Here is a 16,380-nt window from a genome sequence, read left to right as displayed (position 1 = left end):
CCGGTGGCGGTCTTCGCGTAACCGCAGCCGGCTTCGAGATCTTTCAGGCTCATGGTGACGATCGCGGTGACGGGCAGGCCTCGGTGTGTGCCGAGGGTTCCGGATGCCATTACCTGCCGGAGTGCCAGTTTCAGGGCGTCGTGACGACGTTCGTTCTGGGTGCGGAGATCGCGTGCGGCGGCCGCGTCCCGCGTTGCTGTCTTGTCCGCGGCAGGATCGTCGACACCAGTGTCGCTGTCGTCGTCGCCGGTGTCAGGCGTGTCACCTGACTCAGTGCCGCAACCACAGTCGGCACCCTCGCCGCATTCGCCCTCACCGTCACAGCCGGTGTTGTCCCACAACCGTGCATCATTGGACGTCGACTCGGGCTGCGGCGCAGTGGCACTGCCGTCCCCTTCGGTCTCGTCGTGGACGATCGATGTCGGGTCTGCGGGGTTGTACATGCCGGGTTTCGCGGCTTTGGAGAACAGGGCTTCGAGGTAGGCGCGTAGTTCGGGGTCGACGCAGAATTTTCCTTCCGACATCCCGTCGACCCCTTGCTCGCCGAGGTAGAAGAACGCATCCCTCCGCTTCCGTGGCTTCGGCGGGTTTCCGTCGTCATCGTCATCATCATCATCGTCGTGGTCGCCGTCCGGGTTCAGCATCGCGTCCAGGCACGCCACCACCGGCGCGAAATCGTCCGGCCGCAATTTCACTGCCTGTTCCACCAACTGTTGTTCGGCGAGATCGCGGGTCTGCGGATCGACACTCGAGGGCAGATGGCGGAAGAATTCGCGGATCATCTGCACGTGCTTGGCGTCGAGCAACCCCGCCCGCAGTGCTTCGGCGGTATGCGGCAGCAACGGGGCCAGAATTTCACCGGAGAACGAGGTGCGATCCCCCAACTCCGCAGCCAGACGCACTCGTGCTCCTGCTGCTCGTGGGGTGATCCGCAGCATCCACGCCACCGACGACGGCACCGAGCCCGGATACACGTCGAGGCCATGCTGAGAAATCAACTCGTTCAGCCAGGTGTACGAGTACGCGGTCAGCGACCGTGTCAGCATCTCCATGCGTTGGATCACCGCACGCCGGTCGGTGTTCGTCCACGACACCGACGCCTGCCGCGCCAACTCCGCGACCGCGGACTCGACCCGCTCCACGAATGCCGACAACTCGGGATCGGACACGTCAGGGGCAGGCGGCACCACATCGATGCCGTCCACCCCTGATCCGCCGTCCCCCGAAAGCATGAACAAAATCTACCGCGACCCACCGACAAACTTTCGAACACACGTTTGTCACGATTCGGGCCGGCGCAACAGTGCAGATTCAGCGACGCTTCCCGCTGCGTCGGGCGTTCGTTTTCGTCTTGGCAACGGGGCGAGCAGGTTTGGAGGGGTGCGCTTTCTTCTTCTTGACCGGTGCCTCGTCCGATGCACCGCGTGAGCTGCGGGTCGAGCGGCCGCGGACGATGCCGATGAATTCCTCGATGCGGTCGTCCTCGCGTTCGGCGACCCAGGCCAGTGCGATCTGCGACTGCTCGACGTCGGTCACCGGGCGGTAGACGAGGTCCTTACGGGCGTTGAAACGCGCCACCGAGTGCGGCACGATCGCCACCCCCAACCCGGCGGCCACGTACTCGAACGTCTCCGCGGCGGAATTCATCGGCGGAAGTTCCGGGCGATTGCCGGTCACGAGTTCGGTTGCCACAGCTGCCCATTCGGGCACCGTCGCGGGGTCGGCGAGCAGATGTTCGTCGGCGAGGTCGGTGGCGGTGACCGAATCGAATGCGGCGACTGCGTGGTCCTTCGGTACCACCACGACCTGCACCTCTTGATAGAGACCGATCGCGTTGAGGCCTTCGCGATCGATCGGCGGACGAACGAAGCTCACATCGACCGTGCCGTCGTGCAAGGCCGCCACCTGTGTCTCCGGGGTTGTCGCCACCACGGAGAGAGTGACATCGGGGAACCGATCGGCCCAGATGCGTGTCCACTTGGTGAGCGTGACCCCCTCGGCGTACCCGATGGTGAAGGTCGTCGGCTCGGCTGCAGCAACCTGCGCGAGTTCCGACAGCCGGTCGTCCTCGGCGATCGCCGCCAGCGCCCGCTCCAGTAGATCGCGGCCGTCCGCGGTGAGCTCGGTGGGCGAGGCACCCGGTACGAACAGGTCGACGCCGAGCTGCTCCTCCAGTTCCACGACCGTCTTGCTCAATCGGATTCGCGAAATTCCCAGCGACTGAGCAGCGCGCGCGAAATGCAGTTGCTGCGCCACGGCCGCATACCAGCGCAGTGTCTGCACATCGATGTTCACGGTGTCGACCCTATGGGACGACGCGGGCCGCGAGCGACCGTGGCGTCGAGAGCGCTCATGGCCGGATAAGCTGTTCCGGTGAGCCCGGAGAACAAGCAGCAGACCATGAAGCCATTGACCGCGGCGAACAAGCTCGGCATCTATCTTCCCGCAGCACCCGAAGAATTCCAGAGTTCGATGGTCAGCAGGTCCGAACTGGACGCGTTGCGCAGCGATCCGCCTCAGTGGTTGACCGACTTGCAGACCAACGGACCCTTCCCGCGCGACGTCATCGCGAAGAAGCTCGGCGTGTCCATCGCAGGACTGGCCCGCGGCGGTGTCACCGAAGCGTTGACCAGTGATGCCATCGATGAGCTCGTCGCCAGCCCGCCGCAGTGGCTCGTCCGGGAGCGTCGCACCCAGATTCAGGTGCGCAAGGATGCCGAACGCATCAAGGAGAAGCAAGAAGCACGTCGTACCGCCGGTAATCGGCCGACAAAGCTCCGCAACCTCTAGCGGGAGACCACCCCGTCGAGGTAACGCCAGCGGCCGTCCACTCGAACGAAGCGGCTCACCTCGGTCATCGAGCCCGCCCCATCGGGATGCTTGTACCGAGCTCGGAATTCGACGGTTCCTGCGTCGTCGAACAATCCACCGGCGTCGGTTGCCAGAATGTCGAGTCGATACCACCGCTGATCGGGGTCCAATTCCAGCTCGGACGGTGCGGTGTCGGAATGCCACGATCTGCGGAGGTAGTCCACGTCTGCGACGGCGAACGCGGTGAATCGCGAACGCATCAGTGTCTCCGCCGTCGGTGCGTTCGCTACTCCGAGCAGATACGGCTCGCAGCATGCGTCGAACGTGTCACCGCTCGAACACGGACACCGCCGACTCACTCCGCTGCTTCCACTTCCACTGTGTAAGTGCCCAGTTCGTGCTCGTCTCGCTTGCCGACGTCCTGGATCCACGTGTTGGCCTCGAGGAGTGTGTCGAACAGTCCCAGTGGGATCGGGTCGCCGCCGAGTGCGTTCTTCATGATCACGCGGTATTTCCTCACGGAGTCACGCGCCGGACGGTCGCGAGAAACGTCGCAGCGGCGAAGAACATCCCGGCGAACGTGCGATTCATCGTTTTCTGCTGGCGCTGCGATTTCATCAGCCGCAGCACCCGAGATGCCAGGGATGTGTATCCGGTCATCACCAGCATGTCGACTGCCACCATCGTGGCCGCGATCGCCAGGTACTGGGCCAGTAGGGGCCGAGCCGGGTCGAGGAACTGGGGGAGCACTGCGACCATGAAGACGACCGCCTTCGGGTTGCTCGCGTTGACGAGGAATCCTCGGGCGAGCATCGTCGTTCCGCGGTCGGCCACCGCTGGAGCGTCGGCGACGTCGGTGGGGGCCGCACGCCATTGCCGAATGCCCAGATAGACCAGGTAGGCGACGCCGAACCATTTGATGGCGGTGAAGGCCAGCGCGGAGTTCGCCAGAACAGCTCCGAGCCCGACGGCGACGATGCCGATCTGCAGGAGCAACCCGATCTGCAACCCGAAGATGTTCCAGTATCCGCGGCGTAGGCCGTAGCGAAGCCCGGTGGACATCGACGCGATGGCACCGGCACCGGGGGAGAGACTGATGACGATGCTCGCGCCGAGGAATGCGAGCCACACTGACCAGGACATGCGTTCATTGAACTACGCCCGTCAACTCCGATTCCGCCCGGCCGCGGGTGTCGAACGCAGCGCGACGGGGTAGACCTCCCGAATGGCAGACATCAGATCCATCGACACAGGACCGCAGCAAGTTTCCAAGCAGACCGAGGTTCGAGCGCCTGCGGCCGAATTGTTCGCGATCGTGGCCGATCCGCGCCGCCATGGCGAACTCGACGGGTCCGGAACCGTCAAGGACACCGTCAAAGGTCCCGATCGTCTCAGTAGCGGTGCCACATTCTCGGTCGGCATGAAGCAGTACGGCGTGCCGTACAAGATCACCAGCACCGTCACCGAGTTCGTCGACGCGGACAAGCACAAGGTCGTCGAGTGGCAGCATCCGCTGGGGCACAGCTGGCGCTGGGAGTTCGAGGAGAAGCAGCCGGGACTGACGACGGTCACCGAGAGCTTCAAGTACGGAACGGCGAAGTCCCCGAAGATGCTGGAACTGTTCAAGATGCCGCAGAAGAACGCCCAGGGCATCAAGAGCACGCTGCACAACCTGGCTGCCCGCTACGCCTGACCTGCATCTATTCTGACCGGCATGCCGATCGATCCCGACACCAAGAACTGGACCTGGGTACTCGAACGAGCGTGCCCGGATTGCGGGTTCGACTCCAGTGCCGTCGTATACGACGACATCCCGGACCTGATTCGCGCCGACGTCGAGCGTTGGGAAGCGGTTCTGCGGCGCAAAGACGTTGCACTGCGACCCGACGACTCGACGTGGTCCGACCTCGAGTACGCCGCGCACGTACGTGACGCGCACCGCGTCTTCCGTACCCGGCTGGCGCTGGTGCTGACCGAGGACGATCCCGAGTTCGCGAACTGGGACCAGGACGCCACTGCGCTGGCGGACGACTACAACTCCCAGGATCCCGCGACAGTGGCGTCGGAACTCGGTGACGCCGCGCGCGCCCTCGCCGACGATTTCGCCGCCGTTCTGCCCGAGAATCGGCATCGGACCGGCCGGCGCAGCGACGGATCGAACTTCTCGGTCGAATCACTGGCCGCCTACTACATTCACGACCCCATCCATCATCTGTGGGACGTGCGGGGCTGAGCGGAATTCGGTGGAACTATCCTGGGTGTTCGAACCACACTGTTACGACCGAACCCCGGCACCGAACCGACTTCACGAAGGGGCCCACTATGCCTGCCCGCATCGAGCTCGCCCGCGTCGATCTACGCGGACGAACTCCATCCACCGCCGAACTACGCGGCGCACTTCCTCGAGGCGGAGTGGATGTCGATTCGGTGCTGCATCAGGTTCGCCCCGTCGTCGATGCCGTCCGCGAACGCGGCACCGAGGCTGCGCTCGAGTTCAGTGAGAAGTTCGACGGCGTCCGGCCGGATCGCATTCGCGTCCCGCAGGAAGAACTGGTCAAGGCCCTCGCCGAGCTCGATTCCGATGTTCGCGCTGCTCTCGAGGTCGCGATCGAACGAACCCGTCTGGTGCACTCGGATCAGCGTCGAACCGACCACACCACTCAGGTGGTACCCGGCGGCACGGTGACCGAACGCTGGATCCCCGTCGATCGCGTCGGCCTGTACGTGCCCGGCGGCAACGCCGTGTATCCGTCGTCGGTCGTGATGAACGTGGTGCCCGCGCAGATCGCAGGCGTCGGCTCTCTGGTGGTGGCATCGCCGCCGCAGAAGAACTTCGGCGGTCTGCCGCACCCGACGATCCTGGCTGCGGCGCAGCTGCTCGGCGTCGACGAGGTCTGGGCCGTCGGCGGTGGACAGGGCGTCGCGCTGCTCACCTACGGCGGCGTCGACACCGACGGCGGCGAGTTGGCACCGGTCGATCTGATCACCGGTCCGGGCAACATCTACGTCACGGCCGCCAAGCGACTGTGTCGCTCGCTCATCGGAATCGACTCCGAGGCAGGACCGACCGAGATCGCGATTCTCGCCGACGCCACCGCGGACCCGATTCACGTGGCAGCGGACCTCATCAGCCAGGCCGAACACGACGTCATGGCGGCCAGTGTGTTGGTCACGGACAGTATCGAACTGGCCGATGCCGTGGACGAGGCCGTCAACGCACAGATGGCGACCACCCGGCATGCAGAACGCGTGGCCACCGCACTGAACGGAAGCCAGTCCGGCATCGTGCTAGTCGACGACGTCACGCAGGGATTGGCCGTGGTCAACGCCTACGCCGCCGAGCACCTCGAGATCCAGACGAAGGACGCGTCCGACGTCGCAGCCCGGGTGCGCAGCGCCGGTGCCGTGTTCGTCGGGGCGTGGTCTCCGGTGAGCCTCGGCGACTACTGCGCCGGCTCCAATCACGTCCTGCCGACGGCGGGATGCGCGCGCCACTCGTCCGGCCTCAGTGTGCAGACGTTCCTGCGCGGAATCCACGTGGTGGACTACAGCGAATCCGCGCTGAAAGATGTTGCAGCACACGTCATTGCGCTGGCGAACGCCGAGGATCTGCCGGCTCACGGAGAAGCGGTGCGGCTGCGGTTCGAAGGGTTGCGTACCGGTGATCCGTCATGACCGATGCTCTGGGACAAGCGGTCTCGCTGGACGACCTCCCACTGCGTGAGGCACTGATCGGCAAGTCACCGTACGGTGCGCCGCAGCTGACCGTGCCGGTTCAGTTGAACACCAACGAAAATCCGCACCCGCCGACGCAGGCCTTGATCGACGATGTGGCGGACTCCGTTCGGCTCGCCGCCGGGCAGTTGCACCGCTACCCGGATCGCGATGCCGACGAATTACGGGCAGACCTCGCCCGCTATCTCACCGAGCAGACCGGCTTCGCGGTCGACGCGGCAAATGTGTGGGCGGCCAACGGCTCCAACGAGATTCTGCAGCAGTTGCTGCAGGCATTCGGGGGACCGGATCGCACCGCGCTGGGCTTCGTACCGTCGTACTCGATGCACCCGATCATCTCCTCCGGGACGCAGACCGAATGGATTCCGGCGAAGCGTCGGGCAGATTTCTCTCTCGACGTCGACTACGCAGTGCAGGCGATCGAAGAACGTCGACCCGATGTCGTGTTCGTCACCAGCCCCAACAATCCGACGGGCCACAGCATCGACGAGGCTGATCTGCGCCGAATCCTCGACGCGGCACCGGGAATCGTGGTGGTCGACGAGGCCTACGCGGAATTCTCCTCTGCGCCGAGCGCGATCGGCTTGATCGAGAGCTACCCCAGCAAGATCGTGGTCAGCCGAACGATGAGCAAGGCGTTCGCGTTCGCCGGCGGTCGGCTGGGATATCTGGTGGCTGCCCCGGCCGTGGTCGACGCAATGTTGTTGGTGCGCTTGCCGTATCACCTATCGGTCGTCACGCAGGCAGCTGCGCGAGCGGCGCTGCGGCATGCCTCGGACACCCTCGGGAGCGTGGCCGAACTCTCCGCCGAACGAGATCGGGTGGCAGCGGCTCTCGGCCGCCAGGGGTACGACGTGGTGCCGTCCGACGCCAACTTCCTGCTCTTCGGCCGGTTCTCCGATGCGGCCGCGACCTGGCAGCGGTACCTGGACGAAGGCGTGCTCATCCGGGACGTCGGAATTCCCGGATATCTTCGCGTCACCATCGGACTGGCGCACGAGAACGACCGATTCCTCACCGTCAGCGCAGCACTCGCATCGACCGAAACAGCAGAGGCACCGAAGTGACCACACCCGCTCCCCGCATCGCCAAGATCGAGCGCACCACCAAGGAATCCGACATCTCGGTCGAGCTGAACCTCGACGGCACCGGCATCGTCGACATCTCCACCGGCGTTCCGTTCTACGACCACATGCTCACCGCGCTCGGCACCCATGCTCGTTTCGACCTGACGGTGCGCGCGAAGGGCGACATCGAGATCGAGGCGCACCACACCGTCGAGGACACTGCGATCGTGCTCGGCCAGGCCCTCGGTCAGGCCCTCGGCGACAAGGCGGGCATCACTCGGTTCGGTGACTCGTTCATTCCGATGGACGAAACGCTCGTGCACGCGGCCGTCGACGTGTCCGGTCGTCCGTACTGCGTACACACCGGCGAGCCGGACTACATGGTGCACTCGGTGATCGGCGGCTACCCCGGTGTTCCGTACTCCACGGTGATCAACAAGCACGTGTTCGAGACGCTGGCCTCGAACGCTCGGATCGCACTGCACGTCCGAGTGATTTATGGCCGCGACCAGCACCACATCACCGAAGCCGAGTTCAAGGCCGTGGCTCGTGCACTGCGTCAGGCCACCGAGTACGACCCTCGCGTCACCGGTGTGCTGTCCACCAAGGGAAGTCTGTGATCGGTCGATCGGCGCTCGTGCATTGAGCAGCCCGAGTTCCATCCGCGGTCTTCCGGCCGCGATGGCCATGGGTGCGGCGTCGTTCGGTGGCTGGGGACTGCTGCTTCCGGTGGTCCCCCTCGCGGTGTCCCAGTCGGGGGCATCGGATGCGGTGGCGGCTGCCAGCACCGCGATCTTCATGGCCACGACGGTGATCACTCAACTGTTCGTGCCGAGCATGCTGATGAAGGTCGGCCACCGCGCGGTCCTCGCGGCCGGATGCCTGCTCCTCGGGTTACCCGCCCTGCTGTTCATCGTCTCCGTCGAGGCCGCACCGGCGCTGGCGGTGTCCGCCCTGCGGGGCACCGGTTTCGGAATGTTGACGGTCGCCGGTGCCGCCATCGTCGCCGAGCTCGCTCCGACGGCGTTGCTCGGCCGGGCAACGGGCGCGCAGGGCATCGCCGTCGCCTTGTCTCAGATGGTCACGCTGCCACTGGGTCTGGTGATTTTCGCGGCGAGTCCGACGGCCGTGTTCGTCCTCGGTGCTCTGGTGCCCGCAGCCGGCCTGATCGGAGTGGCGCTGTTGCCGCCGACCCGGCCCGCACCGCAGCCGCCGAGGATCGAGCGGGTTCGCCTCGACGTACGTCAATTCCTGGTGCCGTGTCTCGTCGTGGCCTCGGTGTCCGCGGCATACGGGGGAATCACCAGTCTGTTGCCGATCGCCGAATCGAACCGAGCCGCGATGATCGGACTCGCACTGGCCGTTGTCAGCGCCGCGATGCTCGTCGGGCGATACGTCGCAGGGTCGGTGGCGGATCGAATCGGAATCGGACGCTCCGTGTTTCCGGCGCTGGTGTCCGCGGCGATCGGGATCGCACTCTTCGCAATCGCCGCGCTCGGCAACATGCCCGCGGCGCTGTTCTTCGTCGCAGCCGTCCTGTTCGGAATCGGGTACGGCGCATGCCAGAACGACAGTCTCGTCATGGCGTTCGACGCAGCCGGCCCCGCCCGTTACAGCAGCGCGAGCGCCGTCTGGAACATCAGCTTCGACGCGGGCACCGGGGCGGGTGCCCTCGCCCTCGGCGTCCTGGCGACAAGTGTGGGGTACACCGCTGGATTCACCGCTGCTGCTGCCACGGTGGTCGTCGTCGCGGCGGTGGCGCTCATCGCGAGACCACGCCCCGATAGACTTCCCACATGACTTCTGTGGTGTTGCTCGATTACGGCTCGGGCAATCTGCACTCGGCGAAGAGGGCTCTCGCCCGGGTCGGTGCCGATGTGACCGTGACCTCGGACTTCGACGAGGCTCTGAACGCAGAAGCGTTGGTCGTTCCCGGTGTCGGTGCGTTCGCCGCCTGCATGGAAGGTCTGTTGGCGGTGAAGGGCGACCGCATCATCGGCCGTCGCCTGGCCGGCGGACGTCCCGTGCTCGGCATCTGCGTCGGAATGCAGATCCTGTTCGACCGCGGCGTCGAGTTCGGCGTCGAGGCGAACGGTTGCGGGGAGTGGCCGGGAACGGTGGAGCGTTTGCAGGCCGAGGTGCTGCCCCACATGGGATGGAACACCGTCGAGGCACCCGAGAAGAGCGTGCTGTTCGACGGCATCGATCCCGAGACTCGGTTCTACTTCGTCCACTCCTACGCCGCGCAGCAGTGGGAGCTCGAACCCAGCGACACCATCGCTGCCCCGTTGCTCACCTGGGCCGATCACGGCGGCCGGTTTCTCGCTGCAGTGGAGAACGGTGCGCTCTCGGCGACTCAGTTCCACCCGGAGAAGTCCGGTGACGCCGGGGCCGCGCTGCTGGAGAACTGGGTCCGATCGGTGTGAGCGAGCGCGAGTTCTCACTCGGGCGCTTGGCCTTTCGAGCACTCGGTGCGGCTGTGATCGTGCTCGCCCTCGCGACGGCACTGATCGCGGTGCTGCAGCCGAGCGCCGGGGTGGGTCTGGTCATCGCGTTGGCCGGTGTGGTCGGCGCGATCGCGGCCATGGGCGTGGTGTCCACACGCATGACGCGCAAGGAACTCCGGTAGCACCACAGTCGACCCGTTTTGAGTTCACACACGCTCGGCCCGTAGCATAACCGCACGTGAGCCTGGTCTTATTGCCTGCTGTCGATGTCGCAGGCGGCGAAGCTGTCCGTCTCGTTCAAGGAGAAGCAGGAAGCGAAACGAAGTACGGGTCGCCTCGCGACGCCGCACTCGCGTGGCAGAACGACGGTGCCGAGTGGGTCCACCTCGTCGATCTCGACGCTGCGTTCGGCCGCGGATCCAACCGCGAGCTGCTGGCGTCGGTCGTCGGCGAGCTCGACGTCAAGGTGGAGCTGTCCGGCGGAATTCGTGACGACGAGTCGCTGCGCGCGGCGCTGGCGACCGGTTGCGCGCGAGTCAATCTCGGCACCGCAGCCCTCGAAGATCCGCAGTGGTGCTCCCGCGCGATCGGCGAGTTCGGCGATCGTGTCGCCGTCGGTCTGGACGTGCTCATCGTCGACGGAGCGCCGCGGTTGCGCGGTCGCGGTTGGGTGAGCGACGGCGGCGACCTGTGGGAGGTTCTCGAGCGGCTCGAGCGCGACGGGTGCTCGCGCTACGTCGTCACCGACGTCACCAAGGACGGCACGTTGACCGGACCCAACCTGGAACTGCTCGCCGATGTGTGTGCCAAGACCGACAAGCCGGTCATCGCGTCGGGTGGCGTGTCCACGATTGCAGACCTGGAAGCGATCGCCGGACTCGTCGACCGCGGGGTCGAGGGTTCCATCGTCGGAAAGGCGCTGTACGCCGGACGTTTCACGCTCCCGGACGCCCTCGCCGCGGTGTCTCGGTAACGCAAGAATGACCCTTCCCGAGGACCCGACTCGTCTGCTCGAGATCGCCGGTGGTCTGCTCGACGGCATCCACGATCGGTTCGTCGCCGGTGTCGGCGCGCCGAGCGCAGTGCAGAAGGGCCCCGACGACTTCGCCACGGCGGTGGACCTGGAACTCGAGCGGCGGCTCGGTGCGGAACTACTCGAGGCCACCGGAATCGCCGTTCACGGTGAGGAGTTCGGGGGACCGGACCTGAACCAGGGACTCGTCTGGGTGCTGGACCCGATCGACGGCACCTTCAACTACTCGTCGGGATTGCCCTCGGCCGGAACGTTGTTGGCGTTGCTCGACGACGGCGAGCCGGTGCTCGGGCTCACCTGGCTGCCGTTGGTGGATCAGCGTTTCGCCGCTGTGGCAGGCGGGCCCCTGCTGCTCAACGGTGTCGCCCTTCCGGCGCTGAAGCCGAAAGCGTTGCGCGAGTCCATGATCGGATTCGGTGCGTTCAACGTCGCCAGCCGCGGTTCGCTGCCGGGCCGGTTCCGATTCCGCATTCTCGAAGAGTTGTCGATGCATTCCTCGCGACTGCGGATGCACGGTGCCACCGGGGTCGATCTGGCCTACACGGCCAGCGGAGTACTCGGCGGAGCAGTCGTCTTCGGTCACCGTGCCTGGGACAACGCGGCCGGTGCGCTGCTGGTACGCGCAGCAGGCGGAATCGTCACCGACCTCGCGGGTGAACCCTGGACCGTCGACTCTGCATCGGTCCTGGCAGCCGGACCGGGCGTGCACGAAGAATTGCTGAAGGTGATCACCGAACTCGGCGATCCCGTCGACTATCTGGAAGGACCGGTGCGATGAGCGTCGCGGTCAGAGTGATTCCGTGCCTCGACGTCGACGCCGGACGGGTCGTCAAGGGAGTCAACTTCGAAAACCTCCGTGACGCAGGCGATCCCGTGGAGCTAGCGGCCGTCTACGACGCCCAGGGTGCCGACGAACTGACCTTCCTCGACGTCACCGCGTCGACCTCGGACAGGGGCACGATGCTCGACGTCGTCAGCCGCACCGCCGAGCAGGTCTTCATCCCGCTCACCGTCGGCGGGGGAGTGCGCACCGTCGGCGATGTGGATCGGCTGTTGCGAGCCGGTGCGGACAAGGTCAGCGTCAACACCGCTGCGATCGCCCGACCGGAGTTGCTGCGCGAGCTCAGCGAACGGTTCGGCTCACAGTGCATCGTGCTCTCGGTCGACGCCCGAACCGTCCCTCAGGGGCAGCAGGACACCCCGTCGGGCTGGGAGGTCACCACGCACGGCGGCAAACGCGGCACCGGCATCGACGCCGTCGAATGGGCAGTACGCGGTGCAGAACTGGGCGTCGGGGAGATCCTGCTCAATTCGATGGACGCCGACGGAACGAAGGCCGGATTCGATCTGCCGATGATCGCCGCCGTTCGGTCTGCGGTGCATGTGCCGGTGATCGCCAGCGGTGGAGCCGGTAGTGTCGAGCACTTCTCGCCGGCTGTGCACGCCGGAGCGGACGCCGTTCTTGCCGCGAGTGTCTTCCACTTCGGCGATCTCACCATCGGCCAGGTCAAAGATGCGATGCGCGCCGAGCACATCGTCGTTCGATAGCGAAGAGGATTTCCGATGACACTCGACCCGACGCTGTCCGCGCGGCTCAAGCGCAACGAGGCCGGGCTGTTCAGCGCTGTCGTTCAGGAAAGATCCACCGGTCAGGTACTCATGGTTGCGTGGATGGACGACGAGGCACTCGCTCGAACCATCGACACCCGTAAGGGCACGTACTACTCACGGTCCAGGCAGCAGTACTGGGTCAAGGGTGAGACGTCGGGTCACACGCAGTACGTGCACGAGGTTCGACTCGACTGCGACGGCGACACCGTGCTCTTGGTCGTGGATCAGGTCGGCGCGGCGTGTCACACCGGCACTCACACCTGTTTCGATAGCGACGTCCTGCTGGGACCCGACACTCAGGCGTGACCGGTTCCCGCTGCTATTCCCTTGTCCAACTGCGCCAGCAGAGTCGAACTCAGGGTCCCGAGTTGCTCGACCTCCGCGTCGGACAGACCCTCGAACACCAGCGACTGCACCGTGCCGACGTGCCCGGGTGCCGATTCCACGACTTTGGCCATACCTGCGTCGGTCAGCACCGCATAGGATCCCCGGCTGCCCGGGATACTCTCGCGCTCGACCCACCCGGCCTTCTCGAGCTTCGTCACCACGTGTGAGAGGCGCGAGAGCGACGCGTTCGCGTATTCGGCCAAGTCGCGGAGTTGGATCCGCCGCTGGGGATTCTCGCTGACCGTCGCGAGGACGAAGTAGTCGAAGTGGGTCAGCTGCGAATCGCGCTGCAGCTGAGCGTCCAACGCTGCCGGCAACCGAGTGACCAGCGCGACGAGTGATCGCCAGGCCTCCTGTTGACTCTCGGTGAGCCAACGGGGATCCACCGTGTGTTGCGGTGTCGCCGACGTATTCATCGCGGGGAACCTCTCGATCGAGTTGGTTGTCGCCTGCACATGATGCCTCGAGGTTCCCCCCACCCGAGGCATCGCGTCGGACAGTGCTCTAGCTGCGATGTGCCCGCAGGTACTCCAGAGCCTTGTCCGCATGGGCTTCGAACCGTACTTCGCTCGAGAAGGTCTCGAGTACCTTCCGGTCGGTGCCGATCACGAACGTCGCGCGCTTGACCGGGGAGAGCTTTGCCAGCAGACCGCGCTTGACGCCGAATGCGGTGGCGACACTGCCGTCCTCGTCGGAGAGCAGCGGGTAGTCGAAGGACTTGGCGGCGGCGAACTCTGCCTGCTTGGCGACGGCGTCGGCACTGATGCCGACGCGGGTTGCTCCGACCTCGGCGAACTCCGATGCCAAGTCCCGGAAGTGGCACGCCTCGGCGGTGCAACCGGGAGTGAAGGCCGCGGGGTAGAAGAACAGCACGATCGGACCGTTCGCCAGCAATTCGGTCAGTGTTCGGGTCTCTCCGGTCTGGTCCGGCAGGGAAAAATCGGGAACGAGCTCGCCTGGTTTCATGCTCGGCAGGTTACCGCGAGCACCGACCTTCCTGCCGCACCTGGGAGGATGGAGAAATGCACGGCGAGACGACCACCGACCCCAGCCCCACTCCCGATACCGAGAACTCGGACTCGACCACCTCACGTGAGGTGTTCCGGCATCTCGCCGCAGAGCACCGCGTGGTGCCCGTGACGCGAAAGGTGCTCGCCGACTCCGAGACTCCACTGTCTGCATACCGCAAGCTCGGTGCCGACCGACCCGGAACCTTCTTGCTGGAGTCCGCGCAGAACGGCAGCTCGTGGTCCAGGTGGTCGTTCATCGGTGCAGGCGCTCCGGCGTCGCTCACGGTCATCGACGGTGAGGCCGCGTGGCGCGGCAACGTCCCCGCGGGCGTGCCGAGCGGCGGTGATCCTCTCGAAGTGCTGGCGCGGACATTGGAGCTGTTGCACTCGGAGCGGCTGCCCGGTCTACCCCCGTTGACCGGCGGCATGGTGGGTTACCTCGGATACGACTCGGTGCGGCGCATCGAAAAACTGCCCGACTACGCGCAGGACGACCTCGGTGTCCCGGAGATGGTCATGCTGCTCGCCACCGATCTCGCGGCCGTCGACCACCACGAGGGAGCGATCACCCTGATCGCGAACGCGGTGAACTGGAACGGCACCGACGAGCACGTCGACGAGGCGTACGACGACGCCGTGCGTCGCCTCGATCGCATGTGTGCGGACCTGTCGAAGCCCGCGGCCTCCACCGTCTCCACCGTCTCCAGGCCCGCGCCGCAGTTCCGGCGTCAGCGCACGTCCGAGGGCTTCGGTGCCGACGTCGCTCGCCTGGTCGAGGAGATCGAAGCAGGAGAGGCGTTCCAGGTTGTGCTCTCGCAGCGTTTCGAGATGGACACCGACGCGTCACCCCTCGACGTCTACCGAATGCTGCGCGCCTCCAATCCCAGCCCGTACATGTATCTGATGCACGTACCGGGCGAGAACGACGAGACGGCGTTCTCCATCGTCGGATCGAGCCCCGAGGCATTGGTGACGGTGGTCGACGGTCTGGCCACCACACATCCGATCGCGGGTACGCGGTGGCGCGGCACGTCCGAGGAAGAGGACGTGCTGCTCGAGAAGGACCTGCTCGCCGACGAGAAGGAGAACGCCGAGCACCTGATGCTCGTCGATCTGGGCCGCAACGATCTCGGACGCGTCTGCGCTCCCGGCACCGTTCGCGTGAGCGACTACCGCCACATCGAGCGATACAGCCACGTCATGCATCTGGTGTCGACGGTCACCGGACGGTTGTCCGAGGGCAAGCGCGCCCTCGACGCGGTCAAGGCCTGCTTCCCGGCAGGCACCCTCTCCGGGGCCCCGAAAGTGCGCGCGATGGAACTGATCGACGAGCTGGAACCGACGCGACGCGGTATCTACGGCGGCATCGTGGGCTACCTCGATTTCGCGGGGGACGCCGACACGGCCATCTCGATTCGCACCGCTCTGATCAAGGACGGCACCGCCTACGTTCAGGCCGGGGCAGGCGTCGTGGCCGACTCGGTTGCGGAATACGAGGACGACGAGGCACGGAACAAGGCGATGGCGGTGCTGGGAGCCGTCGCGGCAGCGGAATCGCTCCGTGAGGTCGGCGGCCGATGACCGAGCGATCCGGTCGCCGCGGGTCGGCCGCTCTTCCCGTCGCCCTTCTGGTCGTTGCAGCGGCGTGCCTGTGGGGCGCGTCGAGAATGACCTGGGTTCGGGTGACATCGTTCGACGGCCTCGGTGAGAGCCGGACCGACGAGCTGCTCGGCAGCACCTGGGCTGCTGCCACGACGCCGCTCGCGCTGGTGCTGGTGGCAGCGATCGCAGCGTCGTTCGCCGTGCGAGGGTGGGCCTCTCGGGTGCTGGCCCTGTTGATCGCCGTCGTAGCCGTGGCGGCCGCGATTCCGGCAGTTCGACTGCTCACTGCCGGGGCTTCGGATTCCGAATCCGCGGCGCTGGCTGAGCTCCCTGCACGCGCCCAGGTCTCGATGACGGACGTCTCGATTCTGCCGGCGATCGTCACCCTCGTCGGTGCAGTCTGCGCCTTCGCTGCTGCTGTGGTGTCGATTCGGAAAACGTTTGCCCCGCAGGTACTCTCGTCCAAGTACGACGCCCCGGCGGTGCGTCGCGACGAGGTCGCTCGGCGCGCGCGTACCACGGCATCCGGTGCCGGCGCGGAGGACGAGGGAGAGGACCTCACCGAACGCATGATGTGGGACGCGCTCGACGCAGGCGAAGACCCTACCGACGAGTCCGGTACCCGGCGTTCGTCGGATTGAAACGGACCTCTACGCTAGGTCCGACCCCGATGAGAT

22 protein-coding genes are annotated in these 16,380 nt (G+C 65.8%); 15 read left to right on the top strand and 7 right to left on the bottom strand.

Features of this window, described 5'->3' with window-relative positions:
• Positions 1-1,232, bottom strand: a 1,232-nt coding sequence (locus AB0362_RS25965; protein WP_366236293.1) for a DUF222 domain-containing protein, incomplete at its 3' end; no start/stop codon positions are given.
• A gap of 79 nt (positions 1,233-1,311) precedes the next feature.
• Positions 1,312-2,295: a LysR family transcriptional regulator gene (locus AB0362_RS25960; protein WP_317784333.1), complete on the bottom strand. Its 984-nt coding sequence runs from the start codon at positions 2,293-2,295 to the stop codon at positions 1,312-1,314.
• Positions 2,296-2,373: 78 nt separating this feature from the next.
• Here AB0362_RS25960 and AB0362_RS25955 point away from each other — a divergent pair, with 78 nt between their 5' ends.
• A complete protein-coding gene (locus AB0362_RS25955) occupies positions 2,374-2,790 on the top strand; it encodes a DUF5997 family protein (RefSeq protein ID WP_317784332.1) in 417 nt (138 codons plus the stop codon).
• On the opposite strand, the gene AB0362_RS25950 is transcribed toward AB0362_RS25955, so the two are convergent.
• From AB0362_RS25950 to rhtB, 3 genes are read right to left on the bottom strand one after another with little or no spacing between them, the layout of a single operon-like run.
• Positions 2,787-3,170 carry a YchJ family protein gene (locus AB0362_RS25950; RefSeq protein WP_149406100.1) on the bottom strand — a complete coding sequence of 128 codons (384 nt, stop codon included), beginning with the start codon at positions 3,168-3,170 and terminating at the stop codon, positions 2,787-2,789. The two genes, AB0362_RS25955 and AB0362_RS25950, sit on opposite strands and share 4 nt — an antisense overlap.
• The gene (locus AB0362_RS25945; RefSeq protein WP_155289322.1) at positions 3,167-3,316 is read right to left on the bottom strand and encodes a hypothetical protein; all 150 of its coding nucleotides are present in this window, start codon (positions 3,314-3,316) and stop codon (positions 3,167-3,169) included. The genes AB0362_RS25950 and AB0362_RS25945 overlap by 4 nt, the downstream gene beginning before the upstream one ends.
• Before the next feature lie 11 nt (positions 3,317-3,327).
• Complete coding sequence (gene rhtB, locus AB0362_RS25940; RefSeq protein WP_317784331.1) at positions 3,328-3,954, bottom strand: homoserine/homoserine lactone efflux protein; 627 nt, start codon at positions 3,952-3,954, stop codon at positions 3,328-3,330.
• 82 nt (positions 3,955-4,036) lie between these two features.
• Between rhtB and AB0362_RS25935 the strand changes: the two genes are divergently transcribed.
• The 12 genes from AB0362_RS25935 to hisI all read left to right on the top strand — a co-directional run bounded on the left by AB0362_RS25935 (position 4,037) and on the right by hisI (position 13,010).
• The gene (locus AB0362_RS25935) at positions 4,037-4,504 is read left to right on the top strand and encodes an SRPBCC family protein (RefSeq protein WP_149406097.1); all 468 of its coding nucleotides are present in this window, start codon (positions 4,037-4,039) and stop codon (positions 4,502-4,504) included.
• Between the two features lie 21 nt (positions 4,505-4,525).
• Positions 4,526-5,044 carry a DinB family protein gene (locus tag AB0362_RS25930; RefSeq protein WP_366236292.1) on the top strand — a complete coding sequence of 173 codons (519 nt, stop codon included), beginning with the start codon at positions 4,526-4,528 and terminating at the stop codon, positions 5,042-5,044.
• Positions 5,045-5,133: 89 nt separating this feature from the next.
• Positions 5,134-6,486: a histidinol dehydrogenase gene (gene hisD / locus AB0362_RS25925; RefSeq protein ID WP_094640095.1), complete on the top strand. Its 1,353-nt coding sequence runs from the start codon at positions 5,134-5,136 to the stop codon at positions 6,484-6,486.
• A complete protein-coding gene (locus AB0362_RS25920) occupies positions 6,483-7,613 on the top strand; it encodes a histidinol-phosphate transaminase (protein ID WP_317784328.1) in 1,131 nt (376 codons plus the stop codon). The genes hisD and AB0362_RS25920 overlap by 4 nt, the downstream gene beginning before the upstream one ends.
• Positions 7,610-8,233 (top strand): imidazoleglycerol-phosphate dehydratase HisB, encoded by a 624-nt coding sequence (gene hisB, locus AB0362_RS25915; protein ID WP_032394340.1) that lies wholly within the window; start codon positions 7,610-7,612, stop codon positions 8,231-8,233. Before AB0362_RS25920 ends, hisB begins: the two co-directional genes overlap by 4 nt.
• A 61-nt stretch (positions 8,234-8,294) precedes the next feature.
• A complete protein-coding gene (locus AB0362_RS25910) occupies positions 8,295-9,413 on the top strand; it encodes an MFS transporter (RefSeq protein WP_366236294.1) in 1,119 nt (372 codons plus the stop codon).
• Positions 9,410-10,039, top strand: coding sequence for an imidazole glycerol phosphate synthase subunit HisH (hisH, locus tag AB0362_RS25905; protein WP_037192708.1), 630 nt, complete (start codon positions 9,410-9,412; stop codon positions 10,037-10,039). Before AB0362_RS25910 ends, hisH begins: the two co-directional genes overlap by 4 nt.
• Entirely contained in the window at positions 10,036-10,242 is a 207-nt protein-coding gene (locus AB0362_RS25900) for a hypothetical protein (protein WP_094669887.1), read from the top strand. Before hisH ends, AB0362_RS25900 begins: the two co-directional genes overlap by 4 nt.
• A gap of 56 nt (positions 10,243-10,298) precedes the next feature.
• On the top strand, positions 10,299-11,033 hold the full coding sequence (gene priA, locus AB0362_RS25895) for a bifunctional 1-(5-phosphoribosyl)-5-((5-phosphoribosylamino)methylideneamino)imidazole-4-carboxamide isomerase/phosphoribosylanthranilate isomerase PriA (protein WP_008715867.1): 735 nt from the start codon (positions 10,299-10,301) through the stop codon (positions 11,031-11,033).
• 7 nt (positions 11,034-11,040) lie between these two features.
• The gene (locus AB0362_RS25890) at positions 11,041-11,871 is read left to right on the top strand and encodes an inositol monophosphatase family protein (RefSeq protein ID WP_366236291.1); all 831 of its coding nucleotides are present in this window, start codon (positions 11,041-11,043) and stop codon (positions 11,869-11,871) included.
• A complete protein-coding gene (hisF, locus tag AB0362_RS25885; protein ID WP_366236290.1) occupies positions 11,868-12,641 on the top strand; it encodes an imidazole glycerol phosphate synthase subunit HisF in 774 nt (257 codons plus the stop codon). The genes AB0362_RS25890 and hisF overlap by 4 nt, the downstream gene beginning before the upstream one ends.
• Before the next feature lie 15 nt (positions 12,642-12,656).
• Positions 12,657-13,010: a phosphoribosyl-AMP cyclohydrolase gene (hisI, locus tag AB0362_RS25880; protein WP_366236289.1), complete on the top strand. Its 354-nt coding sequence runs from the start codon at positions 12,657-12,659 to the stop codon at positions 13,008-13,010.
• On the opposite strand, the gene AB0362_RS25875 is transcribed toward hisI, so the two are convergent.
• Both AB0362_RS25875 and AB0362_RS25870 read right to left on the bottom strand, forming a co-directional pair.
• The gene (locus AB0362_RS25875; RefSeq protein ID WP_068052632.1) at positions 13,001-13,507 is read right to left on the bottom strand and encodes a MarR family transcriptional regulator; all 507 of its coding nucleotides are present in this window, start codon (positions 13,505-13,507) and stop codon (positions 13,001-13,003) included. The genes hisI and AB0362_RS25875 overlap by 10 nt on opposite strands.
• Positions 13,508-13,595: 88 nt before the next feature.
• The gene (locus AB0362_RS25870; RefSeq protein WP_317784325.1) at positions 13,596-14,057 is read right to left on the bottom strand and encodes a peroxiredoxin; all 462 of its coding nucleotides are present in this window, start codon (positions 14,055-14,057) and stop codon (positions 13,596-13,598) included.
• A 56-nt stretch (positions 14,058-14,113) separates the two neighbouring features.
• Here AB0362_RS25870 and AB0362_RS25865 point away from each other — a divergent pair, with 56 nt between their 5' ends.
• Together AB0362_RS25865 and AB0362_RS25860 are read left to right on the top strand one after the other, a co-directional pair.
• Entirely contained in the window at positions 14,114-15,682 is a 1,569-nt protein-coding gene (locus AB0362_RS25865; protein WP_366236288.1) for an anthranilate synthase component I, read from the top strand.
• On the top strand, positions 15,679-16,344 hold the full coding sequence (locus tag AB0362_RS25860; protein ID WP_094688506.1) for a TIGR02234 family membrane protein: 666 nt from the start codon (positions 15,679-15,681) through the stop codon (positions 16,342-16,344). The genes AB0362_RS25865 and AB0362_RS25860 overlap by 4 nt, the downstream gene beginning before the upstream one ends.
• Positions 16,345-16,380 lie beyond the last annotated feature (36 nt).

The organism is Rhodococcus sp. NPDC079359, from assembly GCF_040702585.1.
GTDB lineage: Bacteria > Actinomycetota > Actinomycetes > Mycobacteriales > Mycobacteriaceae > Rhodococcoides.
The sequence above is the reverse complement of the archived record's forward strand: the minus strand, read 5'-3'. Positions and strand labels throughout refer to the sequence as shown.